General features: G+C 35.7%; 14 protein-coding genes and 1 pseudogene. 11 read left to right on the top strand and 4 right to left on the bottom strand.

Annotated elements, in window-relative coordinates; translation table 11 throughout:
- Positions 1-112 precede the first annotated feature (112 nt).
- The 3 genes from J2T03_RS20075 (at position 113) to J2T03_RS20085 (ending at position 2,540) form a co-directional block, all read left to right on the top strand.
- Complete coding sequence (locus tag J2T03_RS20075) at positions 113-1,126, top strand: NAD-dependent epimerase/dehydratase family protein (RefSeq protein ID WP_307221233.1); 1,014 nt, start codon at positions 113-115, stop codon at positions 1,124-1,126.
- Positions 1,127-1,161: 35 nt separating this feature from the next.
- A complete protein-coding gene (locus tag J2T03_RS20080) occupies positions 1,162-1,737 on the top strand; it encodes a Crp/Fnr family transcriptional regulator (RefSeq protein WP_306846437.1) in 576 nt (191 codons plus the stop codon).
- Between the two features lie 104 nt (positions 1,738-1,841).
- Complete coding sequence (locus tag J2T03_RS20085; RefSeq protein ID WP_307221235.1) at positions 1,842-2,540, top strand: DUF1826 domain-containing protein; 699 nt, start codon at positions 1,842-1,844, stop codon at positions 2,538-2,540.
- Positions 2,541-2,675: 135 nt separating this feature from the next.
- Here J2T03_RS20085 and J2T03_RS20090 read toward each other — a convergent pair whose 3' ends face one another.
- Positions 2,676-3,332 carry an SDR family oxidoreductase gene (locus J2T03_RS20090; protein ID WP_307221237.1) on the bottom strand — a complete coding sequence of 219 codons (657 nt, stop codon included), beginning with the start codon at positions 3,330-3,332 and terminating at the stop codon, positions 2,676-2,678.
- Positions 3,333-3,760: 428 nt separating this feature from the next.
- Positions 3,761-4,369, bottom strand: a complete 609-nt coding sequence (locus tag J2T03_RS20095) for a Crp/Fnr family transcriptional regulator (RefSeq protein ID WP_307221240.1) — start codon at positions 4,367-4,369, stop codon at positions 3,761-3,763.
- A 726-nt stretch (positions 4,370-5,095) separates the two neighbouring features.
- On the opposite strand from J2T03_RS20095, the gene J2T03_RS20100 reads away from it, so the two are divergent.
- Together J2T03_RS20100 and J2T03_RS20105 are read left to right on the top strand one after the other, a co-directional pair.
- Positions 5,096-5,662 (top strand): carboxypeptidase-like regulatory domain-containing protein, encoded by a 567-nt coding sequence (locus J2T03_RS20100; protein ID WP_307221244.1) that lies wholly within the window; start codon positions 5,096-5,098, stop codon positions 5,660-5,662.
- Between the two features lie 10 nt (positions 5,663-5,672).
- A complete protein-coding gene (locus J2T03_RS20105; protein ID WP_307221246.1) occupies positions 5,673-6,434 on the top strand; it encodes a leucine-rich repeat domain-containing protein in 762 nt (253 codons plus the stop codon).
- A 289-nt stretch (positions 6,435-6,723) separates the two neighbouring features.
- Here J2T03_RS20105 and J2T03_RS20110 read toward each other — a convergent pair whose 3' ends face one another.
- Positions 6,724-7,467 carry a CPBP family intramembrane glutamic endopeptidase gene (locus J2T03_RS20110; RefSeq protein WP_307221248.1) on the bottom strand — a complete coding sequence of 248 codons (744 nt, stop codon included), beginning with the start codon at positions 7,465-7,467 and terminating at the stop codon, positions 6,724-6,726.
- Positions 7,468-8,124: 657 nt separating this feature from the next.
- On the opposite strand from J2T03_RS20110, the gene J2T03_RS20115 reads away from it, so the two are divergent.
- On the top strand, positions 8,125-9,618 hold the full coding sequence (locus J2T03_RS20115; RefSeq protein ID WP_307221250.1) for a BspA family leucine-rich repeat surface protein: 1,494 nt from the start codon (positions 8,125-8,127) through the stop codon (positions 9,616-9,618).
- Between the two features lie 172 nt (positions 9,619-9,790).
- Here the strand turns inward: J2T03_RS20115 and J2T03_RS20510 are convergent.
- Positions 9,791-10,027: pseudogene (locus J2T03_RS20510) on the bottom strand (DUF2726 domain-containing protein); the annotation flags it as partial.
- A 544-nt stretch (positions 10,028-10,571) separates the two neighbouring features.
- On the opposite strand from J2T03_RS20510, the gene J2T03_RS20120 reads away from it, so the two are divergent.
- From J2T03_RS20120 to J2T03_RS20140, 5 genes are all read left to right on the top strand, one after another.
- Complete coding sequence (locus J2T03_RS20120; RefSeq protein WP_307221253.1) at positions 10,572-11,588, top strand: hypothetical protein; 1,017 nt, start codon at positions 10,572-10,574, stop codon at positions 11,586-11,588.
- Positions 11,589-11,792: 204 nt separating this feature from the next.
- Positions 11,793-12,107: a hypothetical protein gene (locus J2T03_RS20125; protein WP_307221256.1), complete on the top strand. Its 315-nt coding sequence runs from the start codon at positions 11,793-11,795 to the stop codon at positions 12,105-12,107.
- A 9-nt stretch (positions 12,108-12,116) separates the two neighbouring features.
- Positions 12,117-12,446, top strand: a complete 330-nt coding sequence (locus J2T03_RS20130) for a helix-turn-helix domain-containing protein (protein ID WP_307221257.1) — start codon at positions 12,117-12,119, stop codon at positions 12,444-12,446.
- A 141-nt stretch (positions 12,447-12,587) separates the two neighbouring features.
- Positions 12,588-13,400, top strand: coding sequence for a hypothetical protein (locus J2T03_RS20135; protein WP_307221260.1), 813 nt, complete (start codon positions 12,588-12,590; stop codon positions 13,398-13,400).
- Positions 13,401-13,472: 72 nt separating this feature from the next.
- Entirely contained in the window at positions 13,473-14,231 is a 759-nt protein-coding gene (locus J2T03_RS20140) for a hypothetical protein (RefSeq protein ID WP_306846461.1), read from the top strand.
- The last annotated feature ends 237 nt before the right edge of the window (positions 14,232-14,468 follow it).

Below are 14,468 nucleotides of genomic sequence, written 5' to 3' on the forward strand. Positions count from 1 at the left end.
TACTGAGATGGCTTTATATTTTTATCACAGAAATCGTCTGAACATTATCTAACAAAAGTCAAGTGCATTGGCAAACGGTTGTAGGAACTTTGTGTTATTAAAATAAGCAATTATGACACAGAAAAACCTGGCTTTAGTTTCCGGGGCCAACGGACATTTAGGAAATAACCTGGTGAGATTCCTGATCAAAAAAGGGGTTCCTGTAAGGGCCAGTGTACGGAATATTACAAATAAAGCACCATTTACAGGTTTGGACTGCGAGGTGGTTCAGGCAGATATCACCGATAAATCATCTTTTATAAAAGCTTTACAGGGTGTGGAGACATTTTATGCAGTGGGAGCATCCTTCAAGCTATGGGCACAGGATCCTGAAACAGAAATTTATGATGTGAATATTCAGGGAACAAAAAACACCATTGAAGCTGCAGCAGAAGCGGGTGTAAAACGTATTGTTTATGTAAGTTCCATAGCAGCATTAGATTATACAAAACTCCCTACCAAAGAAAGTTACGGCTACAATCCTGACCGCAGGGACATGTATTACAATTCTAAAAATGACGGTGAAAAGCTGGCATTTGAACTGGCCAAAAAACTGGGAATAGAAATAGTATCCGTTATGCCTTCAGCAATGATCGGAAGTGAAGCTTTTTTACCTCTGAATGTTTCTTATGGAGTTTTAAAGCTCATTCTCAACAAAGAAATTCCGGTAGATACTAAAATCACCCTGAACTGGATTGATGTAAAGGATGTAGCAGAAGGCTGCTATCTGGCTGCACTGAACGGCCGGCCCGGGGAGCGCTATATCCTTGCCAATGAAAAATGCATGACCATCACAGATACTACTATTTTGGCCAATACATTATTTCCTGAGCTGAAGATCAAAATACCCGGATCTGTTCCTAAATCTATTTTATTTATCATTGCCGGAATCATGGAGCTTACTGCTAAAATACAGAAAAGACCGCCTGTTTTGACCCGTAAGGATATTGCCATGTTTTCCGGTTTACAGCAAGATTTTGACATTACAAAAGCAAAGAAAGAATTGGGATTCAATCCCAAAAGTCCGGAACAGGCAGTCAAAGAAGCATTACTTTATTTAATGGAACATAAAGATCTATTGAAATAGTTATTGTAAATTCGAATATATAATCACTGTAAGGTATGATGCAACAGAAATTAATTGATTTTATCCAATCCGGACACCCTCTTTCCCCAATAGATAAGGATTTGATTTTCCAATATTTTGAGCCGGTACTTTTTCCTAAAAACCGTATTATTGAAGAAGCGGGAAAAGTACCGGAATACCTTTATTATATTATATCAGGCTATTTGCGCCTATTCCATTATAATGAAAATGGAGACGAGGTGACCACCCATATCAATTGTCCTCCAGGATTTTTCACCTCTTATTTTAATTTCGTAAATACGACAAAATCCAATGAAAATGTTGAGTGCATCACTGAATGTGAGCTTCTACGAATCACCAAGACAGATCTCGATGCTCTCACTTCAAGAAGTGAGGCTATGAAAAATTTCAGCATAGAAGTTTTTCAAAAATCTATTGTCTATAATGAGACCCGATCCAATGAGCTTGCCACTCTTTCCGGAGAAAAACGCTACAGGAAACTTATTGAAAACTATCCGGGAATCCTGCATAATGTTCCTATTACCTATATTGCTTCTTTCCTGGGGATGAAGCCTGAAAGCCTGAGCCGTATCCGCCGGAAACTGATATAAAAACATAAAAATCCAAATAATATCTGATAGTAAACCTCATTATCTTCCAGCCCTAATTCTTATTTTTGCAGAGCATTAAACAACTTAATTGTTTATTCTAAATTATGAACCGAACATTTTCCGACAACAATCAAATTGGAGTAGTTTCTACTTTTTCTGAACTTGTAAATACCAATTTTCAGGGAGCAATGAATGCAGTTTGCTGGAACAGAAATTTAGACGGTGATTTTAAAGAAATTGTGTCTCAACTTCAATTAAAGGAAAATATTACAGAAGTTTCCATTGAAGACCTTTTAGCCCTACAACTATCAGAAGAAGGTAATACTGCCAGGAAAATTATCTTAAGTGATTTAGAACTATTAACTGATTTCGGAGCATCTCCTTCACTTAATTTACTCAAAAGTTACGAGCGAGATGAGGAGTTCGATTTCATTTCAACCGATGTGTATTCGTATCATGTAGACCGTTCGCCTGTGGGTACACAAACTTTTTTATGTACCTACCATGGTGCTGCAAGTGATATCTTACCCAATGATCAAGCTACACAAAAAATCCTGATTCCTGAAGTCCGGAAAAAGCTTAAAGAATTATATGATGGTCCGGAATCCGAATTTGAAACGTTCCTGAAAGGCTGTTTCTTCGATCTGCATTATCAGCCTAAACCCAATGCCCAACCTATCAATTTAGAATTAGGGCATCTTTGGAAATTGTCGGTAGACCATCCGGGACAGCAAGTTTTGCCTTGTGTTCATAGGGCTCCAGCTGAAAATGAGGGTGAATATAGACTGCTTTTGATTTGTTAATAGATGATAATATGCTAGAGTTATTTATTTCCCGATATAAAACTTCGGAAATCCTTACTGTCAGCTGTTTATTGTTCTATTGGCAAGCCAAAATTTAATCACGTTGAAAAACCTGAGCAATTTTGTTTTACCAATTTAGCTGTCATTTCTGTCATTGTAAAAATCTGTGATAAATTGATCAACCAGCTTGTCAGGTTCCATTAAGGACTGGTCACGCCCTGCTGTTATTGATGTATTTATCGATGAGGGAATGATTTCAAAAACTTTGACCTGTGTATCTTCCAACTGATACTTGAGCGATTTGGTAAAACTGCGAATTCCAGCTTTTACAGCACAATAAATAGCTGCAGATTTCTGTGATCCTATAAACTGATCAATACTGGCATTTACAACTGCACTGTTTTTATTCTTTAGCAATATCGGCAACATTAATGTGGTAAGATTTAATGGTGCAATAAGATTTAAATAAATTTCATGGTTGGCCTTACGAAGAAAGTCCGGATCATCCATTATATCATAGTTGTACTGAATAGCAGCACTGTTAACCAATATATTTGTTTCCGGATATTCCTGTTCAATAAAAAGGACCAGATCATTTATTGAATTTTGTTCGGTCAGGTCTCCTGCAAGTACAATCAATTCAGGAAAATCTTTTTTTATCCCTTCAAGTTTTTCAAATTCTCCTCCTGTAATGATCACCTTATTATTCAACAAGAGGAAACGTTTTGCCAGAGCCAGACCGATCCCAACAGAACCGCCAGTAATCAATATGGTGTTGTTTGTAATTCTCATTTTATTTCTTCTTTACCTGTCTTCAAATCTTAAAAGAGATTGCCCGTTATGTCACCCCTGGCTCCCATAGCATTTCCATGGGAATTTTAAAATTCCGCAGATTTTGTACGGTAACCATCATGAAATCTGAAAGAGAGGAGTTTTTCATTGTCAAATAATCCTGCATCAACAGTTTGACCTAGCTGCATGCAAATTAGGTATGAGCTACTCTTTTGTGCCTTTTAAACAAGGCCATTTGAGCGTGGCATTCTTTAAGTCTGGAACAGTGCAGGACTTTTAGCTTGACTTGGGAGTTCCCCCAAATTGAGTATGACTTTAGGAATAATACTGTCAATAGGGAAAAACAACTCCTTCATTTTGCAATGTTATTATTTACTGTGCAAATATGGAAAAGGAATTGATGAATTCCATTTACATAGGTAAAGAAATCACCTGCTGAGAATTTTTCTTCTGATACGGCTAAGCTGGGTAGGACTTACACCGAGATAGGAAGCAATATGATATTGTGGAATTTGCTGTTCTAATAATGGAAAGTCCTTTTGGAAAATAAGGTACCGTTTTTCTGCATCCAATAAGACGATCTCTATTTCCCGCTTTTCTTTTTGTATAAAAAGCTGTTCTGCTACTACACTTGCCATTCGCTCAATGTCGGGAAATGTGTGATAGAGATCTTGCACATCTTTAAAGTTAGCCACTAATAGACTGCAGTCGGTAAGTGCCTGTTGATTGATCAGACTTGATTTTTTAGAGATCAATGAGGCATATCCACCAATAAAACAATAGGGTAGAAAAAAATGTTTATTATATTCCACACCTTCATTATTTCTATAAAATGCTCTAAGGATACCTGTTTGGAGGAAGCCAATCTCATTTGCTATCTGACCTTCCTCGATATAATAATCACCCTTTTTTAAAATTTTTGGAGTGAACAATGTGGAAAACCTATTCCAGCTTTCAGTGGAAACAGGAGAAAGTCCATTTAAAAAAGATTTAAAGTTATCTATTAATCCGTCTGGGGAAGCATCTATTTTTTGCATACTCTTATAAAAACACAAAATCAAAGAGAAAAGCGACTGTAAAATACAATAACTTATATTTTACAGATACTTACAACTATTCGTTTATTGTAGTTTATTGATATTTACCGGTCCTATTTGCCGATACAGAAAGTGAATAATATTAACAGTCAGGACTTTAATTCACCATAAGGGGTAAATAGAAATTGAATACTTTCCAACTATTAATAACTAAAACAAAGGTACAAATATTTTGAAAATAAACCAATTCTAACGGAAATAGTAAATAATCCACTTTCTCAACTGTACCTAAAATTTTATTTTTCCGCTGGATAATTAATATTCTACTCATGCTGTCTTATTTTTTTTAAAAACTCTTTTGTTTTTTTGAAGTTTTATGCTTTGCAGACCTATAAGTCTTCAATTGTGATTAATATTCGTAGAATCTCCTAATTAGTCCAGTTCAATTCGGTACGCATCACATAACAAATTAGAATCTCATTTTAAAAGCCCTCATATGACTGAGATTTCCATCATTGAAACCCTTTCCAAGCTCCATTGATAGCTGAGTAGCGAGATTTTTCAAAATTGATTTACTTTTTATAAATTTTGACTTTTGCATCAATCAAGCTCTCTAAATATACTAGTTTTCCGGTATTTTTTTTGTTAATGGAAAATGTTATTTTTGAAGGAAAGTTAATACTAAACATGATGAAAAGTGTAAAATGGTTACTTCTAATTTCGTATATGTTTTGTTGCAAAGCTTTTGTAAATGCCCAGGAGGGACCCATTCCTGTTTTTCCCGCCTCATCATTTAACAAGGACCAGGCTGACAACATGCTTAATAATGGCACAGCAATATTACAGGGAGTAGTAGCAAAGAAGAAAAAGAACCCGGACAATACCTATCTGGGTATTGTAGTAACACTTTTTCCCTGCACATCCTATTTTGATGAATGGTATGAATTAAACAAAAAGAATAAAAAGGGGAAAACGCTGGCAATGATGTCGCCTGAAGCCTACTCTTACCGTATAGTTACAAAGGCTTCGGATAAGGATGGCACATTCCGGTTTCGAAATTTAAGACCCGGAAGGTACTATCTCCAAACAATGGTACGCCAAGGTAAAATGCAAGAAATGTGGAACCAGGTAGGCACTTCAATGTCTGTCGGTTACAATATATATGGTCAGGCTGTCACCTCTTACTCACGGCCGATATATGAGGACTTTAAGTTGTTTTACGAAACACAGGACCTGGTGAAAACCTTGGTCGAAATTACATCCGAGGGACAGACTGTAAACGTTAAGCTATAAAAAACTAACTATGAAATGTTGTCAAATACTATTTAGCTTCATTTTATTGACGCTATGTCTATGTTCTGCTAACGCGCAGGTCATCAATTTCCCTGATCAAAGTTTCAAACAGGCACTCATTAAGAAGAAAGTAGATGCTAACAATGATGGGGAGATACAGGTATCAGAAGCGCAGAAGGTAACCAAATTGTATCTGGAAGAGACCACCTTTTCATCTATGGAAGGCATAAAAAGCTTTAAGAATCTGGAGGAGTTCGGTACTTACAAAAACAAAATCAGGCAGGTAGACTTGCAAGGGATGACCAGCCTTAAACGCTTGTACCTTGTGGGCAGCGAAATAGAAATATTGGATATAACAGGTTGTGTCAATCTTGAGCACCTGTCACTAATTGGCAATAAGCTCAAGGACATAGATATAACAGCGTTTAAAAAACTGACGGAGCTTAGCCTGAATTACAACCAGCTTACCAGAATAGAGATAAACAATTATCCTGAGCTAAAGACAGTAAATCTTTCGAATAATAGTATTGTCCATTTCAAGATCAATGCTTGCCCCAAACTGCAATCCCTCATGATTCAGAAAAACAGAATAGCAGGGGATTTAGATCTTGCCAGATTTCCGGATATGCGTAGTTTTTCTGCCGACAATAATTTGCTGTCAGGCGTAAACATCCGTGGCTTAAAAAAACTGGAATCTTTTTCCTGTTTGTATTGCAATGTTACCACACTGAATTTAAGCGGTACAGAAAGCTTGGTCGATCTGATATGGTAAAGTTATCAAGCCTAATTAATATGAATGCTAAAGAATGGATTTTGTCTCCAACGCACTGTTCGACGGCAAGAAAATTCGTTGCTTCACTTTAGTGGATAATTATAGCTGCAAGTGCCTTTGGGACAAGGGCTGAAAGGCCCGAAGAATCCAGTTTTTTTTTTATCATAAGAACGATGTTTTTGATTTAAGCTATCATTTATTTTTAGTGGCAATCCAAATATTCCGCCCGCTATTGCCCAACCCTCGTTGGTGGCAGTTTTTCTTGATTGCTTAATTTTAATCGTCCAATTTATAACAGATAAAATATACAAAATATCATTCCTAAATTAAATGCCGAATGACAAATTATAGCTCCCAAAATTGAGTCTGATTTTTTTCTGAAAGTTAAGAATAACAAACTCACTAAAAACATACTTGTTACCCAAATTATAGTCGGAATAGTAAAAAAGTCCCATTTGTCATTAATGAAAATCAAGCCGAAATGTGAAATGTGAGTTAATGCAAATGCTGAATTGTCAACTATCGATGCTCTTTTCTCTCCGATTGATTTTGCAAAACTTGAATGTACAATGCCTCTGAAAAACAACTCTTCTCCGATTGGGCTAAAAGTCATTCCTGTTATTGCCATAATAGCAAACATTATATTTTTGTCAGATTGAGTTATAGTCGCAGGAATTTTATATGATTTCCCAATGTACTGATACCAATTCTGATATGAATTACCATATAAAATCTGTCCGAAAAAATAAAGCAATATACTTGCAATTAGTCCACAAACAAAAGCAATAAATAGCCATTTAAAATTTCGAGGTTTTGTAATTCCTATTTCTTTACGTCCATATTTGGTCAAAAAGACAAATGGTACAATTGCCGAAATCATCATAATCAGTCCAATAAAACCATAATTTCCCGAAGAGTTTGCATTTAGCACCAAAATAAATCGAGGAATACACAAGATGAGAATTAGGAAAAGTCCAAATTTCCAATTAAAGTCAAAAAGTCTGCTCCAAAACGATTTTAATTCTCTGTCCATACTTAATATTTGTCAAACGCTACTTGCCTGTTAAATGTTCATTATAATTAAGTTTTCTTTGGATTGACGAATATTTTCTGTTCATTTAAATAGTTTTTTTACAATTTTTTGTGGCTTAAAGATAATTATTCTATCTATAACAAAATGAGAAATACTGTAAATCGCAAAATAAAATAAAATTTACAAGGTAATTCCAAACGTTATGCTGCGATCCAATCTCCAACAACTTTTTCATAAGAAATTAAGATGGAGTTATTCATTTTTTAATTGCCATATTCTTTATTTCCTCATTTGAATGGTTGTCCAGCATTTTTAGTATAACAAGAATAATAAAGACCCGTAAAAAACTCATTTTCTTTTATATTTCAATTGTATTAAAAATGTTCTGTTCAAGAGTTTATACTTCTGAATAGTTGTCATATTTTTTGGTTATAAAAACGGTCAATTTTCTTTTCATTCTTTCCACTCAGTTGGTCTGCTGTCCCCAATATTTTATAGGATAATTTTCATCAAAAAAACGAAAAAAACAAGCTCTTAAATTATAATACGACATGTTTTGACGCTGTGCGCCAGTACCTTTGTATCAGAGCTAAGATAAAGAATCCCGGGAAATTAATTGTCTTACTAAATTTTAACCTTAAAATAATTCTTTAAATTATGTGTAAAAAACAACTAATAATCATTTTTCTTTTTTTATTTTTCATTTCCTACGCGCAGAATGAATTTGTTACTCTCTGGAAACCAAATGCAAATGGTATTATTGACCATTCAATAACTTTCGGCGGCACAGGAACCGATTACACTATTTATTGGGAAGAAGTAGGATATCCTCAGCATAACGGAGTCATGAATTCTGTAACCTCTAACAGCAACAACCCTATGACCATAACTTTCGGGCCATCATTACACACAGATCCCCTGCAGGCAACCTACCAATTGAAAGTATCCAGCGGTAACGGTTTATTTTATGGGTTCAGGGCCAATACCGGCATTATGCCTCCCAGTGGAAATCAGGAGCTCATAGAAGTCAGCCAGTGGGGAAATACTACATGGCTTCAGCAATTCGATAGCGCATTTGCCAACTGTCCCAGTCTTGACGTAACGGCTGCAGATACTCCTGATCTTACACAGATAAGCAGTTTATCACAAATGTTCCTCAACTGTTCATCTTTGACAGGCCATACTTCATTTTCTTACTGGAATCCTTACAATATTACGGACATGAGCGGTATGTTCAGCGGAGCGACTCTGTTTAATCAGAATATTGGAAACTGGGATACAGCAAAAGTAACAAATTTTAGCAGTATGTTTTCTTTTGCCTCTGCTTTCAATCAAGATATTTCTGCCTGGAATACAATATCCGGCACCGATTTCTCTTCCATGTTTTCGGATGCATCAGCTTTCAACCAGCCATTAAATTCATGGAATACAGAAAATGCTACTAATTTCCGCTATACATTCTATAATGCAGCAGCATTTAATCAGCCTCTTAATAACTGGAATACAGGTAAAGTAACAGATTTTGAGCATATGTTTGAAAATGCAGTATCATTCAATCAGCCTATCGGAAACTGGGATGTAAGTAAGGTTGATTATATTGCCGGATTTAATATGTTTGCGGGTGCTTCACATTTTGACCAGGATATTTCTACATGGAATATCAAGCTTCAAAACTTCGAATGGAATTCAATCTATTTCGGATTTAAAAATGCGGGCTTATCATGTACGAATTACAGCAATTTTCTCATTGCTCTGAATAATAATCCTACATGGACGAACTCAACAATAACATCCGGAACTATAGATGCAACAGGACTTGTTTATTCTACACCACAAGCCATGCTGGCCAGAGCCCAACTGATCAACAAAGGGTTTAATATTATTGGGGATTCCTATATTTCCGGTTGTTTTCTGTCAACAACAGAAGTTTCAGCAAAAACAAAAACTTCGGCTTATCCTAATCCAACGACAGGAGTGATTAATGTGGAATCCGCAGCGGATGAAAATGTTCATTTATATGACATCAACGGTAAACCCATTAAAAATGTGATGTTTAGAAAAGGGAAAAACACGATCGATCTTACTGAATATCCATCAGGGAGCTATTTCTTAAAAGGTGATACTATTTTGACTAAAATAATTAAGGAATAGTGGTCAACTGAAAGGTTACCTATTTAAATTCAGCTCCAAAGTCATTGTACTTTGGAGCATTTTTAAGTGTTATATTTGTGTAAGCGAAGAAGATTTTAGAAGACGATACAATATGACAAAACTTTTAACAATTACTATATTATCCTTATTCTCATTTTATTTAGAGGTAAAATCACATGATTTTATCCAATTTTTGAATTAACTCTTCTTTTTCTCCACTTCCGGTTGTTGAGAAACGTATAAAAAGGGATATTGTATTTTTCCAAGATTTATTTTTTATTAAGTCCCGGTTACTTCGCCGGGTTTCTTTTTTGTGGAATTCAAAACCATCAACTTCTATGGCTAAAACAGGATGCTTACTGAGTTTATTGAAGATAAGAAAATCTAAATGTGTTGAATGGTGTTTTGCGTAGTTTTCTTCTTCATTCGTTAACTTTCAAAAGTTCGAAATCCAGATGTTGGAATGGAAAGTGTAGAATAACATCATACTAAATGCAGCTATGAACAACTTTGTGGTATGTTTTGTTTTATGCAAAAATAAGTAAGTGATATTTTAAATTCCGATCCGTTCTCCCCTCTTAATAGTATATAATTATTCTTTCAATCTTCAACCGTTCTAATATGCAATATGCTAGAAGTATGCACTCCAGGCTGATCAATAAGAGATGCTCAATAAACATTTGGAATCATATAAATTTTTTAGCAGCTCTTGGGAATTCTGCTTTTGACAATTTACTATAAATTGCAAAAACTACAATTAAAACACTGATAAACAAGCAATTAATTATATTTTAGATCTTGTCATTTTCCTGAAAACAACAAGATATTACCTTTCGGATAATGAGCCAAACATTTACTTTTACTTCACTTTAAGTTGTCTTAAGGTATTTACTTTAATGGTAATCGATAAATATTATTTCAGATTCAGTCATATTTTAACTATATAAAAAACAATGAAAAAAACAAGTTTACTGTTGTGCTTCTTGTGTACTCAGCTGTTCCTTTCCCAAATTGGGATCAATACTAATAATCCGAAATCAACACTAGATGTAACTGCAAAAACAACGGATGGAACAAAACCTGAAGGGCTTATTGCACCAAGACTTTCGGGAGATCAGATCCAGGCCGGAGATGCTCAATATACAATGGATCAAAAAGGAAGTATTATATATGCCACCTCTCCTGTAGCAGCAGCTTCTCCAAAAACCATTAATATTACAGAAGAAGGATATTATTTTTTCGATGGAAATATATGGCAGAAAATAAGTCAGGATACCAACCTCTATAAAAACAATGGAACGCTTGAATCGAACAGAGTGGTAACAATGGCTGATAAAACCCTTTCTTTCAACTCTTCTGCTACCACAGGAACCAGCCATTTTCAGGTAGACAACACTACATTGAATATAGATGCCGTAAATAACAGAGTTGGATTGGGAACGACAGCTCCTGTCACAAGATTAGATATTGATAACGGAAATGTTGCGGGAGCCATTAAAATTACAGACGGAACACAGGCGGAAGGAAGAGTTTTGGTTTCTGATGCTAATGGTGTTGGTACTTGGCGTGATACTACAGGTTCAGCAATTATAGTTAACTCAACAACAGGTATTAGTGTTAATATTTTAGGAACACTCACCTACGTAGGAGCAAGTGCAGTTGTTACTGTTTCGGGATATTATATTGTTTCTCCACGTCTTATTACGAACAAAACACCATCGGGTTGTGGGTCTTTTATTGCTTATAATTTAAGTAAGAGCGCAACAGCATCTGTAGATCCTGCTTTTCCTTCCCAAGATGTCCATCTGGCTTCTGGAGCGGGAAGCTTTGACTTTATTTATACCTCAAATATCGCCTACCTGACACCCGGAACGTACTATATGAAGGTAAGATATTTTAACGGCTGTACCACTAATATATCGAGAAGTACTTTTGCTGAAAATAGCTTTACATTGACATTACTTAAATAATATCGCATACTGAGAATTATTATTCTTAATTCTTAGCAAACTATAAATCTATCCGTAAAAAACTCCTCAAAACGAGCATCCATGCCAATCAACTATAAAAATATACATATTGGTACCCTTATTGAAAAAAGAGTATCGGAATGTAATATAAAAGTATCCCGCATATGCAATTTTTTTGATTGCATTGAGAAAGATGTCGAGGAAATGTATAAACAAGAGGATATGGGTACCAAGATTCTTCTGAAATGGTGCAAATTGCTGAAATATGATTTTTTCCGCATCTATACCCAGCATCTGGTACTGTTTTCACCTCCTGCTTCACATGATAATAAAGATCCGGATCGAAAATCTGAACTCCCTCAATTCCGCAAAAACATTTATACCAAAGTAATGATTGATTTTATTCTGGAACTTATCAGTACAGAACAAAAAACAACACGGCAGGTCATTGACGAATATAAAATCCCAAAAACCACGCTCTACAAATGGATCAGCAAATACAAAATTGATAAAACTTAAAATTATTTTTTGGAAAAACAAGGTAAACCAGATTATATAAAAATATATACAGACCTTATTGAACTAAAATATCCTGAAAAGAGATATAAATGCCAAGCAATACTGTCTAAAAGCAGTCTCTCACCATTGGATGTCATTGACCTTGAAAGAATTCTTTTTAAAAGTATAGACAAAGAATTTGATGACTTTAATCAGGCACACAGATCATACAATGAAAAAGCAATTCTGGAGATATTAGAATATCAAGATAAAAACAAACTTAACAACAGTGAGATAGCCCGACACTTTAAGCTCAGCAGGAATACCATAGCCAAATGGAAAAAAATTTATATGCCCTGATATCACAGGTGAGACAGCCTGTACAAAAACACTTGAAAACGCAGGAGTTAAAGCGGAAGCAAGAATTAATAGTGTTAAGCTCAAGCCACAATATTTCAACTTAATAAATAAGAATATAAATTAATTAGTTTTAAAATTATTATGAAAAACAACATCCTCCTTTTAATGTTTCTGATTGCAGGAAATATGTTTGTAACAGGTCAGGTCGGTATTCTGACATCAAACCCACAAGGCTCGTTTCATATTGATGGGGCTAAAGATAATTCAGCAGCTGGTATCCCGCCTGTTGCACAGCAAGCTAACGATGTGGTTGTAACATCACAAGGAAGTGTTGGCATAGGAACAATAGCACCGAATACTTCTTCGGCATTAGAAGTAAATTCTGCAAATCGTGGCTTTCTGCCGCCAAGAGTTACCCTTACATCAGCTACGGATGCAACAACAATTCCGACACCGGCTACGGGATTAACGGTTTATAATCTGGGAAATGCAGCGTTAGAAGCGGGGCTTTACAGTAATGTAGGAACTCCTGCTGCCCCAAGATGGAACAAAGGAGCCATTATTGACACGAATAGTGGTGGGGTTGTTAAAAAGCTCATTTACAGGGGTAATGCAGACTTAACGAAAACTGTACAAGCCGGATTATTTGAGTGGAGACTGGCAATAAGGGATGCTACATATATTGCCTTACAAGCACGTTTAATTGCTCAGCCCACAACATCCGTTACGATACAGGGTCCCAGAATAGGCTGGAAACCGCCAAATGTAGTACCGATTGCAACTATTCAAACATGGACAACTACAGACTGGAATTCATGGAAAGAAATTGATTTTCAAGCCAATGAAGCATCTCATTTACTTTACTTAGACGTTTCAACAACAGATGACTTTTACAGGGTTTCGTTCTATACAAGAAGGAATATATATGAATCTTTACTCGTTGAAGTTTATTAGCCTTACAAATTACATGAATAAGTTTAATATTTTAATGCAATCGATTAACTCTTTAACAACAAACCATAACTAATGAAAAAAATTATTACGCCAATTTTGCTTCTGGCAATAAGCAGCAGCTATCTAAATGCTCAAGTCGGTATTCAAACTTCAAATCCACAAGGTCCTCTTCACATTGACGGAGCAAAAGACAATCCTGCTACAGGAAATTTAACGGCCGCACAACAAGCTAATGATGTGATCATCAATTCTATAGGAAATGTAGGAATCGGAACTTCAATACCTACTAATAAACTTGAGGTAAACAGCGGAACTTCAGGCACTTCAGGAGTAACAATAACCCAGCTTCCTTCAGCTTCCATACTTTCTACAGATGCCAATGGAAACATCATCTCAGGAAACTCAGAATCTGCGGGAGTAAATGTTACCAAACAGTATCTGATAGCACCTAATACTGCTGTTGTACTAAACAGTGGCTCAGGAAAGTATTCCTTCAGGTATTCCGGCTACAATGCGAGTACGCTGCTGGGTGGAAGATGGCAAATGAGAATCAATGACGGTGTTGCAAGACAGTTTAATGTATGGGATACGGAATATACGGGAGCCGGCGGAGGCTCAACTGTATATCAGGCGAGAAATGTGGTCAACTTTACACCGGGAGTGTGGGCTCCCCTGAATAGTGCAAATGGAGCAGGCGGTGCAGATGAATATAATGTATACCATGTTTATGACAGTTCCACGGGAGTTGTATTAAGATTTACCTGCACACTCTCCAATATGGGAACAACTACAGCGGGTATCAGGGAATCTATGATCCTGGAAGAATTTTAGTAAAGCACAATATATACATAGAAACTAATTAACATGAATTCACTCGTTTAACGATTCTAAAAACACAACATCACAGATTGTATCCATACTGTCTCTCATTTATGGATAATTTAAATTGATCAAATTCTAATTCTAGTTTTTATGAAATCCGGAAGTTATTTTCCGGATTTATAGTTTTTATTCCTTTATCAACTGAAAGGTAAAGTTCACAGCATCGGTAACTATACAGCATAATTT

This window comes from Chryseobacterium lathyri (genome assembly GCF_030812195.1).
GTDB classification, from domain to species: Bacteria; Bacteroidota; Bacteroidia; order Flavobacteriales; family Weeksellaceae; genus Chryseobacterium; species Chryseobacterium lathyri_A.